Genomic DNA, 17,804 nt, shown 5'->3' with positions numbered 1-17,804 from the left:
ACGAAGCGAGTACTACCAAACGTGAGTTACAGTAAAAGCCAGGTACCTTCCGTAAAAACAGTGGAAGGAACCTGGCTTTTAGTTGTTAAAATTTCAAACATAGAATAATCTTAGACGTATGGTAGTGTGCCTTTTTCTGAGTCTGACACAAGGATCGTCACCGTCTCTTTATTACATACCGGTATGATACTCGATCAACTGTGACGTGTCAGCAGCCATTGTTCTACTGCCCAACGATGGCTGCCGCGTTTTAACAGCATCAGAGCTTTTTCAGGCGCATGCCACTCGATAACATTGGTTTTCTCGGTGGGTTCTGCAACCTGGCTAAAAGAGGTGACTTCATAAAAATAGCCCGGATGATAAAAATAAGTGTCCCGGTGGCGGGAATAAAAATACTCCACCGCTTCTCCCAGGTATTCACCGATAACCACTTCAAAACCAACTTCTTCCAGCATTTCCCGCCGGATGGCCATCTCGTGATCCTCGCCTGCTTCAATCTCGCCTCCTGGTAAAAAATACGCCCCATTCGGCGCCTGAACCAAAACAATTTCCCCAGTAGCCCGCGGAATCACTACATAAGCGCCATAACGGGCCTGATAATTTTTATCTGTTACTTTCTCACCAAATACCGGTCTTTCCATCCACAAACTCCCCATTTCCCCATTTTCTGATAATTTTACCGAATCCTGCGCCGATGTACAAGCAAAGAGCTGATTTCTTATCACTGCTTTGTTGCTGTGTTAAGATGATAATGACAGGCCAGACCTGTTATTTTCAAACTATCGGCAGTCTCGCTGCCTCAAAAAGAAAGGAAGATCCTTCTATGAAAATGGCACACACCTGCGTTCGGGTCAAAGATCTGGAGGCCTCACTAAATTTTTATCAATCCGCATTTGATTTTGTGGAAACCTCTCGTCGCGACTTTCCCGAAAACAAATTTACGCTGGTTTATCTGACATTACCAAATGACAACTACGAGTTGGAACTGACCTACAATTACGATCATGAAGCTTATGATCTTGGCAATGGGTACGGTCATATCGCCATTGCTGTCAGTGACCTGGAAGCTCTTCATGAAAAACATCAAACAGCTGGTTTTGAAATTACTGAACTCAAAGGTTTGCCGGGAACTGCCCCTTCTTACTATTTCATCGTCGATCCCGACGGTTATAAAATCGAAATCATCCGTGAAAAATAAGTGCCGCAAATCTTTGCGGTAACGAGAAACGAGGAATTTTCATGAAGCCAATCATCGGCATTGCCGGCAATGAAACCGTTATGGTGGATGCCGACAGTCATTGGATCAGTTACACCCCTAAAAATTTTGTCACTGGCGTAAAGCGCGCCGGTGGGATTCCGTTAATCCTGCCTATCGGTGATCTAGCTGACGTTCCCCGCTATATCGCAAGTATCGACAAGTTGCTGCTTGCCGGTGGTCAGGATATTGATCCCAAGCATTATGGGCAGCTGCCGGATCAAACCCTCGGTGGCACAAATCCGCAGCGGGACGCTTTTGAACTAGCCTTGGTCAAAGAAGCTGTCACGCAGCAAAAGCCCATCTTTGGTGTTTGTCGCGGAATGCAGCTATTGAATGTTGCCTTTGGTGGAACACTTTATCAAGACCTTTCTTTGCGCCCGGAAAAAGCCCTGAAACACGTCCAAGTACCGACACCTTTTCATCAACCAACGCATCCAGTGACGATTGCTAAAGACAGCCTCTTAGCTGCCGTCTTACCGACAGATCAAGACTATCAAGTCAATTCGTTTCACCATCAGACGATTGCTGCGGTAGCACCAAAGCTTGCTGTTATTGCCACCGCTCCTGATGGGGTTGTTGAAGGGTTGGAACATAAAGAACAACGAATTTTAGGAATCCAATGGCATCCGGAGCTGACCTGTGGACAGATTGAAACAGAGCAGCAGATTTTTGAATTTTTCGTTCAACAACTATAGTCTCTTTATGATACTGCCCTCTGGATAAGTATTCCCGGTACTGAGGAGTTGCCCACTATTTTCTATATTGGGAAGCTCAATAAACCGTCTGCTGGGGCTGTGACATAAGTAATTTCCAAGGGCTAAACAGCGGCTGTTTAGCCACAATTAATAAAAAGTATCCGGATGAGAAAGATTTGTGATCCTCTTGATGTCTTCGTCCGAGGAGAGAACATGACCATACGTGTAAAGAGAAGTGAATGAGGCTGACTTTCCTTAATGAAATCAAGGAAAGTCTATGTCTGAAATTTTTAGCTATGAAAAGCCGACGATCTTCCAATGATTTTAATGGAAGATCGTCGGCTTTTGGGAGCTCACATTCGGTAGTGTTCGCTTCGTAGGACGGTGACTCAACTATTGTCACATTCCCAGCAGGCAATTTTTATTATCAGCCCTTTTTGCGGTCGTTTTTCAACAACATAAGAGATTGTTTCAACGAAGCAAAAAAGCCGTTGTCGTTGTAAACCAGCACATTGGATTTATACAGCCCCGCAGAAACCAGCATCATCACCAGTGTGACGACCGCTAAAATTACTACCGACACGACGGCACTTGAAACGGTGGCCGTATCCGAAGCCAGTCGCACCGGCATGGAAAAGCTGGAGAAAAATGGAATATAAGAGGTTACCCGCAAAATGGCGCTATGAGGATCCATCAATCCCATCAGATAAGCGATAAAGTAGCCGGCCATAGACAAGTAGGTCACCGGAACGATGGCTTTGGCAGTATCTTCCGCTTTGTTGACCAGAGAGCCGCATAACGCAGCCAACACGGAATAAATCAAGATTCCCAGCAATACGAAGATCACCGTAAAAATCAAAAATGGACCGAAGAGTTTTTCAAGAGAAGCCTCTCCTAAAAATTCTTTCACCACATCCATGTCTTTGAATTTTTGCCAACCAATGATCCCCATCACTACATAGATAACCATCTGGGTCAAAGCCACCAGCAGCACTCCTGCTAATTTTCCATAGTAATGAGTTTGCGCTTTGGTAGACGACAAGATAACTTCCATGATTCGAGTACCTTTTTCCGAAGCAATTTCTTGTGCAATAATGCTTGCGTAAGTCATGATGAAAACCAAAAGCAAAATCGTTGCCACCATTGCTACAATATTTTGAATAGAGCTATGGTCGTCTTTGTCTTCCATCTTCCCAGATTCGTCAAAGCTGACTTTCTGAGTTTTAAAGACTGCCGGCTGGTCCAATTGCGCAACTTGCTCTGCTGTCAGTCCCAACGCTTGTGAACGGGCGCTACGCTGCATGCTGTTCAAAATCTGCTGAACAGTCATCTGCAATGTAGTCCCCACCGAAGATTCGGAAAAAATGGTGCCCTCTACAGCTTCATCAGACATCTTCAAGACCAGATAAGCATCTAGTTTTTCCTCTTTCAACTGCTTTTTAGCCGTTTCTTCGCTGTCCACCGCTACAAATTCGTAGTCATCCCCCTCCATTTTGGTAAAAGCTTCTGCCACACCGGCATCTGCCGCATAAACACCAATCTGATTTAAATCACTGCCGGAAGCAATGTTATTTACAAACCAGAAAAATGCTCCGAATAAAAATGGCGCCAAAATCAAGATAGCAAAACTAGCGGATTTTACATTTTTCTTATACACATCTCCTGCGATCACCCAAAACTTACTCATGGTGCTCACCTGCTTTCATTTTGAAGATCTCTTCCAGAGTAGGCGGCTGCTGATTAAACATTGGGATATAGCCATCAGCAGTAGCCAATGAGAAGATGTCGCGACCGACATTGGGATCAGACAAGGTGACTTCCAAGCTGCCGTCTTCTCTGGTGGCAACCGTCTGTACGCCTGACAAATTCGCCAATTGGTCTTGACTAAGCCCTGATTCCAAGAACAATTTGGTACGACCAAAGGATTCACGGATATCGTGGACTTTTCCGTTCAACACCGTTACACCATTATTCAACATGATTAGGTGGTCGCAAATTTTTTCAACGTTGTCCATATTGTGACTGGAAAAAATGACACAGGATCCTTTGGCTTTCAGTTCAATAATTCCGTCTTTCAGCAATTCAGCATTGACCGGATCCAATCCGCTAAAAGGCTCATCCAAAATGACTAATTTCGGCTCATGGATCAAGGTGGCAATCAGTTGGACCTTCTGCTGATTCCCTTTAGACAAAGATTTTACTTTATCGGTTTTCTTACCTTTCACCTGAAATTTATCCATCCACTCATCAATTTTTGGCAGAATCTCTTTACGGCTTTTCCCTCGCAGTTCTGCAAAGAAAACCAGCTGATCCTGAATGGAAACTTTAGGGTACAGCCCTCGTTCTTCCGGCAGATAACCAATTAAGTTATATTCTTTGCTGCTGATTGCATGTCCATTCCATAACACTTCGCCTCGATCAGCTTCCAAAAAGTCTAAAATTAGTCGAAAAGTCGTCGTTTTCCCGGCGCCATTTTGACCAATCAGACCCATGATTGTCCCATCATTGATGGTAAAAGACAAATCATCTACCGCGGTGTAATCGCCGAAAGTCTTCTTTAAGTTTTTGACCTCTAACATCTTTCATTGCTCCTTTGCCATAATTTTGCCGCAGCCCTACCAAACTCTAAGTAACCGGCGACCAGCAGATTGCGTTAACCTCACAATCGTTTCCTTTTTCTATTCTATCTGAAACCAGAAAGAATACAAAGAGTTCTTGCAATTTTTTTTAGAAACACAAAGAATTTTTTTGTCATTTGGTGAAATCAACTGTTAAATTCAGCCTTGACCTAAAAACAGCTGATTACAATCCACAGGTTGTCCTTTGCGATACGTCGCCGAAATTGTAATCAGCTGTTGCATAAGCGTATCAGCCAACCAAACTGTCTCAAATCAAAAAAAGCCGACCCTCTGCAGGATCGACTAGCTTATAATGATTTTAGCTTTTTTACCATTTTTTGGCTCTTAGACGGCGCCTTCAGTCACTGATGCAACCTCTTCAGTAAAATGTTCGTCCTTCCAAGCATCCAATTGAATCGGCTGCTGTACTTCTGCCAATTCCCGTTTTAACCGGCGAATCTGTTCCAGCTTACCAGCAATGGTATCCAGTTGATCCGGCAAACTACGGCTGTGTTTGGCAAACTCATCCAGCTGGGTGCGGACATGATCCACAAAGACACCTTGATTTTCTACTTGGATCCCCATCGTTGTTTCCAACTCTTGGCGCCATGTCAGCATACCATCGAACTCAGCTGCCGTTTTATCTTGCAATGCGATCAGTTCTTCAGAAAGCTGGTTCAACAAAAGACCTTCTTCCTTCAAACTGTCGTGAAGGTTCTTTTTTAGTAGGGATGTTTCTTCCTGTGTCAAATTGCGGCACTCATTGACAACCTCTTGACGCAACGTCGCCACCACCCGCTCAATTTCACCCTTTTTTTTCTCTTGCTCATTGTTCATTTCGTATAAACGACGTCCCATTTGCGTGATCTGTTTGCGACTGTTGTATTGACTCAATGCCGATACAGCCACAGCTGTCAGTGCAATTACACACGCAATGATCGCGATAGTCGAAGCTTCCACAAATCAATCCCCCTCAAATTGCATTTTCGCTTATTATAACAAAACAAATAAGCTCTTTCCATCTAAATTTAAATGTTTTCAAGCCTTACAGCGATTATAAAACATTTAAAATAAAATTAATCTACGAAATTTTAACTGTTTTTACCATGGTTAAATTTCCCTTAATCACTCTTTACCTGCAGCTCTCGTCCTTCAATTTTTATGATCTATCTCTAAATTAGGTGGCATTTTCGAAGCATCGTCGTCAAAAATTAAAAAACAGAAGAATGGCTGTCTCTTTCAGATCAGACTGCCCCAGGGCTATCTAGTACTTAACAAAAGCAAAGACCGGCAACTCTATAAAAAGCTGCCGGCCATTTTTAATCAATTGAGGCATCATCGGCTTTTTCTGAAGTCTCTGGTGTCTCTGGTTGTGAGGGATCTCCTAGTGCGTGTTTTACTGCCTGAGCCACTTTTTCTGGAATCCCCAACAGGCGAATTTCTTCAATACTTGCTGCTTGAATGTTCTTCAATGATTTGAATTCCTTCAGCAAAAGCTTTTTACGCTTAGGTCCTAAGCCCTCGACGCCGTCCAGCTTAGAAGAAAAGCTGTTTTTACTGCGGAGTTGCCGATGAAAGGTGATGGCAAAACGGTGGACTTCATCTTGGATTCGCTGCAGCAAGAAAAACTCTGGCGAATTCCGCGCCAACGGTACTACAGACAACTCTGGTCCAAAAAGCAGCTCACTGGTTTTATGCTTGTCATTTTTAGCCAAACCGGCAATGGGAATATCTAATCCCAGCTGATTTTCCAAGACATCTCGTGCTACATCTACCTGGCCTTTCCCACCGTCAATCACCACCAGATCTGGAAACGGCAAGCCCTCTTTCAAGACTCGAGAATAGCGGCGGTAGATGACCTCTCGCATCGAGGCATAGTCATCCGGCCCTACTACAGTTTTGATTTTGTATTTGCGGTATTCGTTTTTGGCTGGCTTACCGTCAATAAAGACGATCATGGCAGACACTGGATCTGAACCTTGGATGTTGGAGTTGTCGAAGGCTTCGATTCGAATCGGTGTCGGAATGTTCATCGCATCCCCCAGCTTTTGCACTGCGCCGATTGTTCGTTCTTCTTTGCGCTCAATCAACTGGAATTTTTCGCTCAAAGCAACGCGAGCGTTTTTCCCAGCAAGGTCGACTAATTTCTTCTTTTCCCCTCGCTTCGGCTGTAAAACTTTGGTTTGCAACAGTGCTTCGACTGACTCTGAATCGATATCATCAGGAATCAACACTTCTTTAGGAACAAAGTGTTCGTTTTCTTGATAAAACTGGCCGATATAAGTCAAAAAATCATCGGGAGCGTCATTATAGAAAGGAAAGATCGAGACATCCCGTTCAATCAGTTTTCCTTGACGAACAAAAAAGACCTGAACACACATCCAGCCTTTGTCCACTGAGTAGCCAAAGACGTCTCGATCCATAAAGTCAGTTTGCGTCATCTTTTGTCGGGTCATGACAGTTTCGATGGCTTTGATCTGATCCCGATATTCCGCGGCTTTTTCAAATTCCATATTTTCAGCAGCAGTGGTCATTTTTTCTTGTAAGTCATGCTGGATCTCACTGTGGCCACCATTTAAAAACTGCTTGATCTCTTTGACCATATCCACATAAGTCTGCTTGGGAATGTCAAAAACACAAGGTGCCAGGCATTGGCCCATGTGGTAATACAGGCAGACTTCCTTAGGTAACACCTTACACTTTCGCAGCGGAAACAATCGATCCAGCAGTTTTTTTGTCTCATTGGCTGCACCGACATCCGGGTAAGGCCCAAAGTAAAATGCTTTATCTTTTAAGACCTTCCGAGTGATCAGCAGACGAGGATAATCTTCGTTGGTAATCTTGATGAAAGGATAGGTCTTGTCATCTTTGAGCATGATATTGTATTTAGGATCATTCTTTTTGATAAGGTTGATCTCTAACAGTAGTGCTTCAATATTTGATTCGGTAACAATGTATTCGAAATCCTCAATCTCAGATACCAGTCGCTCGGTCTTGGTATCATGACTGCCGGTAAAATACGAACGCACCCGATTTTTCAGAATCTTGGCTTTACCTACATAAATAATCGTTCCATTTTTATCCTTCATCAGATAACAGCCTGGCTGATCCGGCAAAAGAGCTAATTTATTTTTGATCCGTTCGTTCAAAAGCCTCACCTTCCTGTTGGATCCCAAACTTGCTGCGAAAAAAAGACGCCGCTTACGTTTTGACTATACTAAAGCGACCGAAAAAGTGCCAGCCCGAACCATTGGGCAACTGCTTATTAAAAAGCAGTTACTGCAAAAGTCCGAGCTGGCAGGAATTCATTTGGATGTTTTACGCTGTTTTTACATGTGGGGTTGGATCAATTGTTGCAATTGTTCCTTCGTGTGTACCCCAACAACTTTGTCTACCACTTCGCCGTCTTTTTTCAACAACAAGGTAGGAATTGACATGATGCCAAATTGGCTTGGTGTTTCAGGATTTTCATCCACATCCATTTTTACGATCTTCAATTCGTCTTCGCTGTATTCTCCGGAAAGTTGTTCCAAAATCGGAGCTTGCATCCGACAAGGGCCACACCAAGTTGCCCAAAAGTCGATCAAAACCAATCCGTTGTCAGTTTCTTGTGAGAAAGTTGCATCAGAAATAGCCTTAGCCATGTCTATACCTCCAGTTATTTTGCCCACTGAAAACATCAATCAACTTGTGAAAAATGCATCTCAGTCTGCTTAATTTTGTTATTTTGAGGTTTCCCTCGTTCACTGAGAATATTATAGCACGCAACTCATTCAATGAACATTGTTCTGCTTACAATTTGTAAGATTCCCAAGAAATCCCCGCAGGCTATTTGAATTTCACGATGGTGGCTCCATTGCCGCCTTGGTTAGCTGGAGCAAATTCAAAGGATTTTACACTGCGATGGTTTTTAAGATAATCGGTGATGCCTTGTCGTAAGGCACCAGTCCCTTTCCCATGCACAATCGTCACTTGCGGATAGCCAGCTAAGATTGCAGCATCCAGGTATTGATCCACCTCGTTCAACGCTTCTTCATAGCGCTTGCCTCGCAGGTCCAATTGTGTAGAGACATGAGACGCATTGTCAGAACGAACCGTGCTAACCATACGTTGAACAGGTTCTTTAGCCGGTGTGACCGATTGCAAGTCGGCTTCTGGCAAGGTCATCTTCAAAATCCCCAACTGAACCTGCCATTGATCCTTGCCGACTTTTTGTACCAATACTCCTCGCTGACCATAAGAAGTCACCAAGACCTCATCGCCGGCTTTTAGTTTTTTAGCGGCCTTGGCCTTTTGTAGCACTTTATTTTTTTGCAGGTGTTCTTCTTGATGTAAATCATTCAAGCGGCTCTTAGCATCGATGAGTTCATGCTCTTTGACCTTGTTTTGGCCCCCTGCCAACTGCAGCTTCCGCAGATCGGAAATAATTGCTTCCGCATCATCTTTGGCTTCTTCCACTAACTCATTGGCCTTACGCTTGGCTTTGGTCATTTCTTTTTCTCGTTCTTCAAAGAAATACGTATATGCTTGCTGTAGATCACGATGGAGTTTTTCGGCTTCTTCGACGTGATGCCGCAGCTCCAAGTATTCAGTCTCCGTCATTTTGCGACGATTTTCCAGGTCTGCGATCATTTCATTCAGGTCTTGACTTTCACCATCCATAATTGCTTTGGCAGCATCGATTACATGTCCGTCTAAGCCTAAGCGTTTAGAGATTTCAAAGGCATTGGACCGCCCGGGAACACCAATTAAAAGTCGATAGGTGGGGCTCAGTGTATCCACGTCGAATTCCATCGATGCATTGATTGTGTTGGCACGATTGTAACCATAGACTTTCAGTTCTGGGTAATGGGTAGTCGCCATGACATAAGCGGATTTTCCCCCCAGCTCATCTAAGATAGAAATCGCCAGCGCTGCCCCTTCCTGTGGATCTGTACCAGCCCCCAACTCGTCAAACAGCACCAGACTATGGGCATCGACCTTCTTCAAAATCGAGACAATGTTGGTCATGTGTGAAGAAAAAGTGGACAGGCTTTGTTCGATAGACTGTTCGTCGCCAATATCGGCGAAAATCTCATCAAAAATCCCCATCTGGCTCTCTTCTTCTACCGGAATAGGCAGGCCGGCTTGACCCATCAATTGCAAAAGTCCCAACGTCTTCAATGTGATCGTCTTCCCACCGGTATTCGGCCCTGTGATTACTACTGCTTGATATTCTTGCCCGATTAAAATATCGTTGGCAACGACTTTTTCCTGATCAATTAAAGGATGTCGTGCTTGTTTGAAAATCACATGATTTTCTGGACTGACAGCTGGCACCACTGCTTTTAAATCTTGACCAAAGCGTGCTTTCCCATTGATGAAATCCAAACGGCCAATCACATAAGCGTTTTGCAAAATATCTCGGCGATAAGGGACCAAAGCTGCTGAAAGCTCCGCCAAGATCCGTTCAATTTCCCGACGTTCGGCAATCTGTTGGGAACGCAGCCGATTATTGGCTTCTACGATTTGTTTAGGCTCGATGAAAAGCGTTTGTCCAGAAGCACTTTGATCATGGACGACGCCGCCAAAGACACCACGGTATTCTTGTTTAACAGGAATCACGTAACGATCGTTTCGCATCGTGACGATCGCATCACTCAAGTATTTGGCATTGCCTCCGCGGATAATGCTGTCAAGCTGCTCTCTGACAGTCTGTTCACTGCGGCGAATGCTGTTGCGGATTGTCTTTAATTCCGGTGAAGCATCATCGGTCACCCGCCCGTCTTCATCGATGGCGGTCTTCAACTGTCTGGTCAGTTCCGGTAAAGTGACTAATTTGTCCCGCCACTCATACAGTCGTTCAAACTCGATTTCCGCTTCTTCTAAATCATCCAAAAAGCGCGTCAGCTCACTGGCGGTCGTCAAAACTCGTGTCACTTGAGCCAATTCGATGCCGTTCAAATCCGCACCGATTTCAATCCGTTTCATTTGTGGACGGATATTTTCAATTTTTGGGATTGGAATTCCCCCTCGCAACCGTTGGACTTTTAGGCCGTCTGAAGTCTCTTGCAGCCACTGGGCAATGGTGACTGCTTCATCGGTGGGTTGTAACTGGGCCAGCTCTTCTTTGCCCGGTTCTGTTACCAAAAAGTTGGCTACCATCTGTTTGACTGCATGAAATTCCAATGTATTCAATATACGTTCATTCACGTTGTTCACCTGCCTGTTTAATAGTTCCCGCAACGTGTTTTTAACTGAGCAAAACTACGATCTGCGGGCAATTTTTGCAAAGAATGCATCAAAGGCAGACCGTGTCTCACCGTCTGCCCTGCAATTATTTCAAGATATTCGTAAACCACAAGCCTTCAAAAAAGTTAGAAAAGAAAAGCGAATGCTCCACGATGGTGCGGGCCGCAAAGCTCTTGCGGAAAAGATTTTGGACGGTTGCCAATGGAATCATGGACAACACCGAAAGTAGTAGAAAAATCACCAGATAGACGGTCAGCACATTCAGTATGCCACTGATTAGCCAGTCAAAATTTTCCGTCATCCGCTTGAAGCGCAGATTATACAAAAAGATGCCTAAAAACTTCGTAATCAGCCAACCAACAAATAAAATGATGATAAAAGCAACAGCAGCATAATAGGACTTGTCCAAATCCAATGCCTGTTCCATCGTATAAAATACTAACTTACTGTCTTGGGTCACTGAAAGATAAGGGATATAAAGTTCAAGCTTTTTGGCAAGACCTTGATACTTGCTGCATGCAACTATAAAAGCGATCAGATAACCGACAGAATATGAAATCTGCAACGGCGCTCCTCGTCTGCCACCCACATAAAAAGCGACAATTAGGAGAATAAGGATGATTAACCCGATCATATATCGTTCCTTTCTGTCTGCAGGTACTGCCTGCCCAACACTATTTCTATCCGCCTGCCTTCAATAAGTCTTGAAGGTGGCGGCAGACGCTACCGCTACCCGTGGTAGCTTTACCCAGAAAATAGCCGCTTTCCGCTCACTTAGTTTGCGGTCCGCCAGTCTCCTGTTTTTCCTGTGGCACTTTGCCACGAATTTCTTGTTTACGATGTTGATTTAGAATTTGCTGTGCTTCCACATGATTGTGAATTACAATATCGCTGCGACCAGACTGTTCCAATACCTGCTTGGCTTCAGCTTCGATTGCTTCAATGCGTTTGATGCGATTTTCCAATTCTGTCGCTTTCAACGCCTGTGTTCGCAGTTCCCGATTTTTCTTTTGCAGCTTTAACAACTCTTCTTGCCGCTTCAATTGATCACTGATTGCATTGACTGCCAAAAGAATGGCGGCCTGTTCGTTATCAATGGCGGGTGAAAGACTTTTGATTTCTTTTAACTGGTCATTTACCAGTTTGATCACCATATCCATATGGGCGGCCGTTTCATGACCGATGATGGTATAGGTTTGATTGGCGATCACTGCTTTGTAACGTTTCTTTTCTGCAGGCATGCCCACTGATTCCTCCTGTAATGATGTACAAAAAGGCGCCGCAGAACACTTGCTTCTGCCGCATCCGCAATTTCGTCTGCTTACTGCCGTTTCCCCAAGGGTCGCCAGTACTTACGCCTTGAAGCCTAATTGGCTGCTTTTCAGACTTGCTGAAAAAATAGAAGCTAAGGCAGCCGTTTTTTTCTATGCCCACGAATCTTCTGCCACAATCCCGAAGTCGCTCTTCACGGCACACGAAAACACCTATACATTATATGTTAAACGACGGTGAATTTCCACGTCTAAATATAAGCCACAACGATTTCTTACAGTTTTTAGTCATCATCGGCAAAAAACTGAGCAATTATGTTACACTTATCCTCGACAATTTACAGAATGGATGAGAGCTATGACACAAGTCGTTTTGAAACCAGATACTGCCCAGCTGCAGGCCATGAAAAAGCACTATCAGCCGCAGCTAATACCAAATAAAAATCCCTATGCCGCCTTTACTGCCAAAGTCGGCGCCGTCACTATCACCGCTTACAGCTCTGGAAAAGTGATGTTCCAAGGCGGCGGTGCCGAAAAAGAAGCCGGGCGCTGGCAGTCAGTTTCCCCGACAGCCTCCAACTCTAAGTCAATAAAAAAAACAACCACATCTAAGGGAAAATCTGCTGCTGTCGACACAGCTAAACTTCCCGCCGGCTTTGCCGGCTGGAGTGTGGCGGGCTCTGATGAAGTCGGCAACGGCAGCTACTTTGGCCCCCTGGTGGTTTGTGCCGTCTATGCGGCAAAAGAAAAATTACCCGCTTTGCAAAAACTAGGAGTCAAGGATTCAAAAATGCTGACGGATGTTCAGATTCGGCAAATGGCTCCGGCAATCATGGAGTTGGTGCCTTATCGTAAACTAGTCGTTACACCAGAAAAATACAATGCCGTTCAGCCTCGTTACAATGCTGTTCATATGAAAGCCGTCTTGCATAATCAAGCCTTGTATTTGCTTTTACAAGAAATCGCTCCGGAAGAACCCGACGGTATCTTGGTGGATCAATTCACCAGTCCCGCGAATTACCGCAACTATCTGAAAGATGAGTCTCACAAAGTGACTGAACCCATGTATTTCGTAACAAAAGGAGAGCAATATCACCTTGCTGTAGCAGCGGCCTCTATTTTATGCCGGGCGAGTTTCTTAGAAGAACTGGAGAAGGAATCTGCCGAAGCAGGGCTGACTCTCCCTTCAGGAGCCGGTGCGAAATCCGATCAAGTGGCTGCCCGCCTCATTCAAAAAGGTGGCTTGGAGCTATTAGGCAACTATGCTAAGCTCCACTTTGCCAATACCCAAAAGGCATTGAAAATCGCTGGAAAGTAATATTTCCAGTAATCAGTTGATAGCTTAAGGATCACAAGAACTGCCCATATCTCACATAAATAGCTACACAAAAAAGTAAGGCAAACCGCATCGATTAATTTTCTCTGCGGCCGCCTTGCTTTTTTCAATTACTCTTAGACGTCAAAAGCTAACAGCTAATGCCACCTATTGCCATGCAGTCGGTAGTCGGAACAAGCCCGCTGCTTCAAAACTACGACCGATTGCCAACAATAGGTCTTCCCGCCCTTTTTGAGCCATAAATTGGATTCCCAGTGGCAGTCCTGCTTTTGTCACATGCGTCGGTAGGCTGATTGCCGGCTGTCCCGTCAGATTTGCCAGCTGTGTAAATGGAGAGAGGGCCAGACTTTTTTCAAACATACGATAAATCAGCTCTGCTCCTGCTTCAGTCGTTTTCTGATCCATCACGGCCAGCTCTTCAACTATTTTTTGACTGACCAGCTCTTGATCCAAGCGAGGAGCCACTTGTGCGGTGGTGGGGGTCAAAAACAGGTCATAGGTTTCATGAAGGCGACTCATCTCAGCTGCTGCTTGATCCCAGACAGCCAAAGAGTTCACATACCCGGCAGCCGGTAACTTGCGGCCATACTGCCAAATCCCCCATGTCATCAATTCTACCTCGTTTTTAGACACTGGTCGCTGCAAACCAGCTTGAATATTATCAAACATCGCCGCCGTCTCGGCCCCGTTCATCTGATAATAACTGCGAATAATCCGATCACCATCTAAAGGATACTTGATTTCCGTCACTTGGTGTCCTGTTGCTGTCAAAAAGCTGACCGCTTGATGAACAGCTGCAACGGCCTCAGCAGAGACTGCGCTGCCTACCGGAGAAACTGTCGTAAAAGCAATTTTCAAGGGGCGCTGTAACTGTAATTTTTGGTTCTGATCGTGCTGCCATTCATTGCGCGGCGCTTGGTAAGGCGCCGCATTTTCGGTGCCTCTCATCCCGTAGAAAAAGGCCGCTGTATCTCGCATGGAAACAGTAAGAGCAAAATTGATCGACGCACCTTGCCAGCCTCGCCAGCCATCCGGTCCCACCGGCATCGTTCCTCGCGTAGGCTTCAAACCAATCAATCCGCTAAAAGAAGCAGGAATACGAATGGAGCCGCCTCCATCACTAGACCCGGCCAGCGGAAACATGCCACTGGCGACTGCCGCTGCTGCCCCACCACTAGAGCCACCAGGATAGCGAGCCTGATCCCATGGATTGCGAGTGGGACCAAAAAGTTCAGGATCTGTGATATTTTTAAAGCCAAACTCCGGCGCATTGGTCTGACCCATAGGAACAATACCCAAACTCTCCATCTGTTTCACAAAATGATTGCTTTCTGAAGAGACCGCGTCAGCAAACAAGCGGGAACCACCACTATCTTGCCAGCCTTTTTTTGCTTGGCCGAGAATCTTCAAGGGTACCGGTAATCCGGCAAAAAGGCTGTCGGACAAATTTTCAGTCGCGGCGCGTTTTTCATATTCTGCCTGTGCTGCTTGATAGTCGATGGCCACCAAGGCATTTAGGGCTGGATTCTCTTTTTCGACCTTTTCCTTGATTTGAGCTACCAGTTCGCCAAAGCTAATCGTTTTTTTTCTGAGGGCTTCGGCCCAATAAGTTGCATCTTGCATATTTGTGCCTCCGATTCGGAAAGTTGCTCCGGTGTTTGAAACGATTATACTATGAGAAAAGACGATTTAGAAAGCAGATGATCCCTATGAATAAAACATACCACTTTACAGCTGAAATTCTTCCCTCAGAAGTCGGTAAAGGGGGAGCCTACGTAATCTTCCCCTATAATATCCGTGAAGAATTTGGCAAAGGTCGAGTGAAAGTGCATGCCGAGTTTGACGGCATTCCCTATGAGGGCAGCATCGTCAATATGGGTGTCAAAAACAAAGACCAAATCTGCTATATTCTAGGAGTCCGCAAAGATATCCGGCAACAGCTGGGTAAAACGATTGGTGATTTTCTACAAGTGACGGTCGTTGAACGAACATAAGCTTAGTGCCCACATTGCAGCTTATTGAACCACTAACCTAAAAAAGAGTGGGAAACACCGACGATGACGATATCGCTGGAGATTCCCGCTCTTTTTTACTGCTTCGTATCGCGATAAGGATCGCTACTTTCACAAACTGTTTCACCGACACCTTCAAGTTTTACAGCTAGTCACCAATCAAATAAATTCGACTTTTTCCACAACTTCAATCGCTGGGTCCAAAGATTGGATAACCGGGCAGTGTTGAGATACCAAGCGTACACTCCGCTCCGCCCGGCCTTTTAATTCCTCTGCCACAGTCACAAAGAAGGTTACTTCGATGCGTTTCAAAGGTTCCGCTTTCTTGTCTGGATTTCGCTCATAGCGCAGTTCCACTTTATGAAAAACAGCCGGAATCTTGGAATTTTCCAGGACTTCCTGATAGACGTATCCGCCACAAGCCCCCACCGCTGCTACTAAACTTTGGACTGGTGAATAGCCAAATTCCTTTCGCAACACCCAGTTTTCGCTGCCTTCTCGGGGCAGTTCAAAGCCGTGCTCCCCACTGATTAGCTGCAATTCATTTTGTCCATTACTCATAAAAATCCACTCCTCATAAGTTTTTAGTTATCTCAAAGTTGCCCTAACAACTCCGACAACTCTTTGTCAACATTCTAACCGGTCTCAGCTTAGCTCGCGCTTTTCTCCCATGCTAAACCAACCACAAAAAATTGCAAGTCCAACAATCAAATCCGAACGAAATGCTCATTGGCATAGGGTACTAACTGATTGCCCACCACGATTTCTGCTTTGCCATTGATGCCTCGCCATTGTTTTAAAGCTTTTCGCGCCTTTTGGGGATCCGGAATCGGGGCTGCTGCCAGTAATCGTTTCGTATAGGCGTGCTGCGGGTCATTGAAAATGGCAGCTGCTGGGCCAGCCTCGACGACTTGCCCTTGGTACATCACAAAAATCCGATCACTGATGTGGCGAATCACATTCAAATCATGAGAAATAAACAGATACGTCACCCCAATTTTTTGTTGCAGCTCCGCCAAGAGTTTCAATATCTGGGCCTGAATCGACACGTCCAGTGCGGAAGTTGGTTCATCGCACAAGACAAATCGCGGCTCATTGATTAAGGCCCGAGCAATCCCAATGCGCTGCCGTTGCCCGCCGCTAAACGCCCGCGGCAATTTATGAACATCTTCTCCTGTAATACCCACTAACGAAAGCATGGCCACTGCCTTGTCCTGGGCAGTCTTGCGAGGGACGTTCAACAATGGTTCTTGCACCAATTCCAATGCCGTCATGCGCGGATTCAATGCAGAATATGGGTCTTGAAAAATGATTTGCATCTGCTGATAACGACGTTTGCGTTCACTTTTTTCGAGGCTGTCTAAAGAAGTGCCTTCAAAGAAAACGTCTCCGGCAGTCAACGCTTCTAAGCCCAAAATACTACGGCCTAAAGTAGTCTTGCCACTTCCGGATTCTCCGACAAGTCCAACTGTTTCTCCTTCATATACTACCATATCGACTTCTTTCACCGCTTCAACGGTGAGATTTTGGCCACGCCAGTTACGGGAGCGAAAAATCTTGGAGGCCCCCTCTACACGAATCAATTCTTTTTTCACAGAGATGCCCCTCCTTGATCTTCTTCAACAAAAGCTGCGGCTTGCAATAATTTCTTCGTATATGGATGTTGTGGACGATAAAAAATATCTTCGCCACTGCCAGATTCTACAAATTGTCCTTCTAACATCACATGCACCTCGTCACACATGCCAGCGACAACTCCGAAATCATGGGAAACTAAAATCACCGTCAGTTCCGTTTCTTCTTGTAATTGCTGAATCAGCGCCAAAATCTGGGCCTGCACAGTTACATCCAGTGCCGTTGTCGGCTCATCGGCAATCAATACCTGGGCATTTGTCAACAAAGCCATCGCAATCATGACCCGCTGCCGCATGCCACCGGATAGCTCATGAGGATATTGTTTCAATCGTTGCTCCGGTTGCGGAATTCCAACTTTTTCTAATTGTTGAATAGCCAATTGGTCGCATGCAGCCTTTGACAATTTTTGTTGTCGAAAAATCACCTCTCGCAGATGATAGCCCACTGTGCGTACCGGATCTAACGAAGTCATAGGATCTTGAAAAATCATACTGATGGGCAAGTCTGCCGCATCTTTCACTGCTTGTCCGTCAAAAAGATAGCTTTGGCTTTCAGCTTGGACTCCTTCTGGTAACAACCCCATCAAAGCCTTCATCGCCATACTTTTTCCACTACCGGATTCACCGATAATACCGATAATTCGGCCTTTAGTAATACTTAAATCAATGCCTTTGACCAATTCTTTGGCCGCTGCTTTCTTCGGTACATGTCGCACTTTTAGGTGACGAACCTCAATCAGTTCAGTCAT

The 17,804-nt window shown here is 45.2% G+C and carries 17 protein-coding genes; 4 read left to right on the top strand and 13 right to left on the bottom strand.

Annotated elements, in window-relative coordinates; translation table 11 throughout:
* Nucleotides 1-194 precede the first annotated feature (194 nt).
* The gene (locus ACOMA8_RS08750; RefSeq protein ID WP_161900206.1) at nt 195-641 is read right to left on the bottom strand and encodes an NUDIX hydrolase; all 447 of its coding nucleotides are present in this window, start codon (nt 639-641) and stop codon (nt 195-197) included.
* A 182-nt stretch (nt 642-823) separates the two neighbouring features.
* On the opposite strand from ACOMA8_RS08750, the gene gloA reads away from it, so the two are divergent.
* On the top strand, nt 824-1,198 hold the full coding sequence (gloA, locus tag ACOMA8_RS08745) for a lactoylglutathione lyase (RefSeq protein ID WP_421370105.1): 375 nt from the start codon (nt 824-826) through the stop codon (nt 1,196-1,198).
* 41 nt (nt 1,199-1,239) lie between these two features.
* Nucleotides 1,240-1,953 (top strand): gamma-glutamyl-gamma-aminobutyrate hydrolase family protein, encoded by a 714-nt coding sequence (locus ACOMA8_RS08740; protein ID WP_421370103.1) that lies wholly within the window; start codon nt 1,240-1,242, stop codon nt 1,951-1,953.
* 427 nt (nt 1,954-2,380) lie between these two features.
* Here ACOMA8_RS08740 and ACOMA8_RS08735 read toward each other — a convergent pair whose 3' ends face one another.
* From ACOMA8_RS08735 to zapA, 8 genes are all read right to left on the bottom strand, one after another.
* The gene (locus ACOMA8_RS08735; RefSeq protein WP_421370101.1) at nt 2,381-3,640 is read right to left on the bottom strand and encodes an ABC transporter permease; all 1,260 of its coding nucleotides are present in this window, start codon (nt 3,638-3,640) and stop codon (nt 2,381-2,383) included.
* Nucleotides 3,633-4,532: an ABC transporter ATP-binding protein gene (locus tag ACOMA8_RS08730; protein ID WP_421370099.1), complete on the bottom strand. Its 900-nt coding sequence runs from the start codon at nt 4,530-4,532 to the stop codon at nt 3,633-3,635. Before ACOMA8_RS08730 ends, ACOMA8_RS08735 begins: the two co-directional genes overlap by 8 nt.
* A 384-nt stretch (nt 4,533-4,916) precedes the next feature.
* Entirely contained in the window at nt 4,917-5,531 is a 615-nt protein-coding gene (locus tag ACOMA8_RS08725) for a hypothetical protein (RefSeq protein WP_421370097.1), read from the bottom strand.
* A 359-nt stretch (nt 5,532-5,890) separates the two neighbouring features.
* Nucleotides 5,891-7,720 carry an excinuclease ABC subunit UvrC gene (uvrC, locus tag ACOMA8_RS08720; protein WP_421370095.1) on the bottom strand — a complete coding sequence of 610 codons (1,830 nt, stop codon included), beginning with the start codon at nt 7,718-7,720 and terminating at the stop codon, nt 5,891-5,893.
* Between the two features lie 180 nt (nt 7,721-7,900).
* Nucleotides 7,901-8,215 (bottom strand): thioredoxin, encoded by a 315-nt coding sequence (gene trxA / locus ACOMA8_RS08715; RefSeq protein WP_161898232.1) that lies wholly within the window; start codon nt 8,213-8,215, stop codon nt 7,901-7,903.
* A gap of 184 nt (nt 8,216-8,399) precedes the next feature.
* Nucleotides 8,400-10,763 carry an endonuclease MutS2 gene (locus ACOMA8_RS08710; protein ID WP_421370093.1) on the bottom strand — a complete coding sequence of 788 codons (2,364 nt, stop codon included), beginning with the start codon at nt 10,761-10,763 and terminating at the stop codon, nt 8,400-8,402.
* Between the two features lie 124 nt (nt 10,764-10,887).
* Nucleotides 10,888-11,436, bottom strand: a complete 549-nt coding sequence (locus ACOMA8_RS08705; protein ID WP_161898234.1) for a CvpA family protein — start codon at nt 11,434-11,436, stop codon at nt 10,888-10,890.
* 136 nt (nt 11,437-11,572) lie between these two features.
* Nucleotides 11,573-12,043: a cell division protein ZapA gene (gene zapA / locus ACOMA8_RS08700; protein WP_161898235.1), complete on the bottom strand. Its 471-nt coding sequence runs from the start codon at nt 12,041-12,043 to the stop codon at nt 11,573-11,575.
* A 388-nt stretch (nt 12,044-12,431) separates the two neighbouring features.
* Between zapA and rnhC the strand changes: the two genes are divergently transcribed.
* Nucleotides 12,432-13,391, top strand: coding sequence for a ribonuclease HIII (gene rnhC, locus ACOMA8_RS08695; protein WP_421370090.1), 960 nt, complete (start codon nt 12,432-12,434; stop codon nt 13,389-13,391).
* Nucleotides 13,392-13,556: 165 nt separating this feature from the next.
* On the opposite strand, the gene ACOMA8_RS08690 is transcribed toward rnhC, so the two are convergent.
* The gene (locus tag ACOMA8_RS08690) at nt 13,557-15,032 is read right to left on the bottom strand and encodes an amidase (protein WP_421370088.1); all 1,476 of its coding nucleotides are present in this window, start codon (nt 15,030-15,032) and stop codon (nt 13,557-13,559) included.
* An 86-nt stretch (nt 15,033-15,118) separates the two neighbouring features.
* Here ACOMA8_RS08690 and ACOMA8_RS08685 point away from each other — a divergent pair, with 86 nt between their 5' ends.
* Nucleotides 15,119-15,403 (top strand): DUF1905 domain-containing protein, encoded by a 285-nt coding sequence (locus ACOMA8_RS08685; RefSeq protein ID WP_161898238.1) that lies wholly within the window; start codon nt 15,119-15,121, stop codon nt 15,401-15,403.
* Between the two features lie 177 nt (nt 15,404-15,580).
* Here ACOMA8_RS08685 and ACOMA8_RS08680 read toward each other — a convergent pair whose 3' ends face one another.
* The 3 genes from ACOMA8_RS08680 to ACOMA8_RS08670 all read right to left on the bottom strand — a co-directional run bounded on the left by ACOMA8_RS08680 (nt 15,581) and on the right by ACOMA8_RS08670 (nt 17,804).
* A complete protein-coding gene (locus ACOMA8_RS08680) occupies nt 15,581-15,982 on the bottom strand; it encodes an OsmC family protein (RefSeq protein WP_161898239.1) in 402 nt (133 codons plus the stop codon).
* A 146-nt stretch (nt 15,983-16,128) separates the two neighbouring features.
* Nucleotides 16,129-17,016 carry an ATP-binding cassette domain-containing protein gene (locus ACOMA8_RS08675; protein WP_421370085.1) on the bottom strand — a complete coding sequence of 296 codons (888 nt, stop codon included), beginning with the start codon at nt 17,014-17,016 and terminating at the stop codon, nt 16,129-16,131.
* On the bottom strand, nt 17,013-17,804 hold the full coding sequence (locus tag ACOMA8_RS08670; RefSeq protein WP_161898241.1) for an ABC transporter ATP-binding protein: 792 nt from the start codon (nt 17,802-17,804) through the stop codon (nt 17,013-17,015). Before ACOMA8_RS08670 ends, ACOMA8_RS08675 begins: the two co-directional genes overlap by 4 nt.

The sequence above is a fragment of the Enterococcus infantis genome (genome assembly GCF_049166715.1).
Classification (GTDB): Bacteria; Bacillota; Bacilli; order Lactobacillales; family Enterococcaceae; genus Enterococcus_C; species Enterococcus_C leclercqii.
This window is presented reverse-complemented; position numbering and strand designations above follow the sequence as displayed.

What these genes read in the sequence shown, in the direction of transcription:
- ACOMA8_RS08690 (WP_421370088.1), bottom strand. Translation starts at nt 15,032, where the DNA reads ATGCAAGATGCAACTTATTGGGCCGAAGCCCTCAGAAAAAAAACGATT.
- ACOMA8_RS08735 (WP_421370101.1), bottom strand. Translation starts at nt 3,640, where the DNA reads ATGAGTAAGTTTTGGGTGATCGCAGGAGATGTGTATAAGAAAAATGTA.
- ACOMA8_RS08740 (WP_421370103.1), top strand. Translation starts at nt 1,240, where the DNA reads ATGAAGCCAATCATCGGCATTGCCGGCAATGAAACCGTTATGGTGGAT.
- trxA (WP_161898232.1), bottom strand. Translation starts at nt 8,215, where the DNA reads ATGGCTAAGGCTATTTCTGATGCAACTTTCTCACAAGAAACTGACAAC.
- ACOMA8_RS08680 (WP_161898239.1), bottom strand. Translation starts at nt 15,982, where the DNA reads ATGAGTAATGGACAAAATGAATTGCAGCTAATCAGTGGGGAGCACGGC.
- ACOMA8_RS08705 (WP_161898234.1), bottom strand. Translation starts at nt 11,436, where the DNA reads ATGATCGGGTTAATCATCCTTATTCTCCTAATTGTCGCTTTTTATGTG.
- ACOMA8_RS08750 (WP_161900206.1), bottom strand. Translation starts at nt 641, where the DNA reads ATGGAAAGACCGGTATTTGGTGAGAAAGTAACAGATAAAAATTATCAG.
- zapA (WP_161898235.1), bottom strand. Translation starts at nt 12,043, where the DNA reads ATGCCTGCAGAAAAGAAACGTTACAAAGCAGTGATCGCCAATCAAACC.
- gloA (WP_421370105.1), top strand. Translation starts at nt 824, where the DNA reads ATGAAAATGGCACACACCTGCGTTCGGGTCAAAGATCTGGAGGCCTCA.
- ACOMA8_RS08685 (WP_161898238.1), top strand. Translation starts at nt 15,119, where the DNA reads ATGAATAAAACATACCACTTTACAGCTGAAATTCTTCCCTCAGAAGTC.
- rnhC (WP_421370090.1), top strand. Translation starts at nt 12,432, where the DNA reads ATGACACAAGTCGTTTTGAAACCAGATACTGCCCAGCTGCAGGCCATG.
- ACOMA8_RS08730 (WP_421370099.1), bottom strand. Translation starts at nt 4,532, where the DNA reads ATGTTAGAGGTCAAAAACTTAAAGAAGACTTTCGGCGATTACACCGCG.
- ACOMA8_RS08670 (WP_161898241.1), bottom strand. Translation starts at nt 17,804, where the DNA reads ATGACTGAACTGATTGAGGTTCGTCACCTAAAAGTGCGACATGTACCG.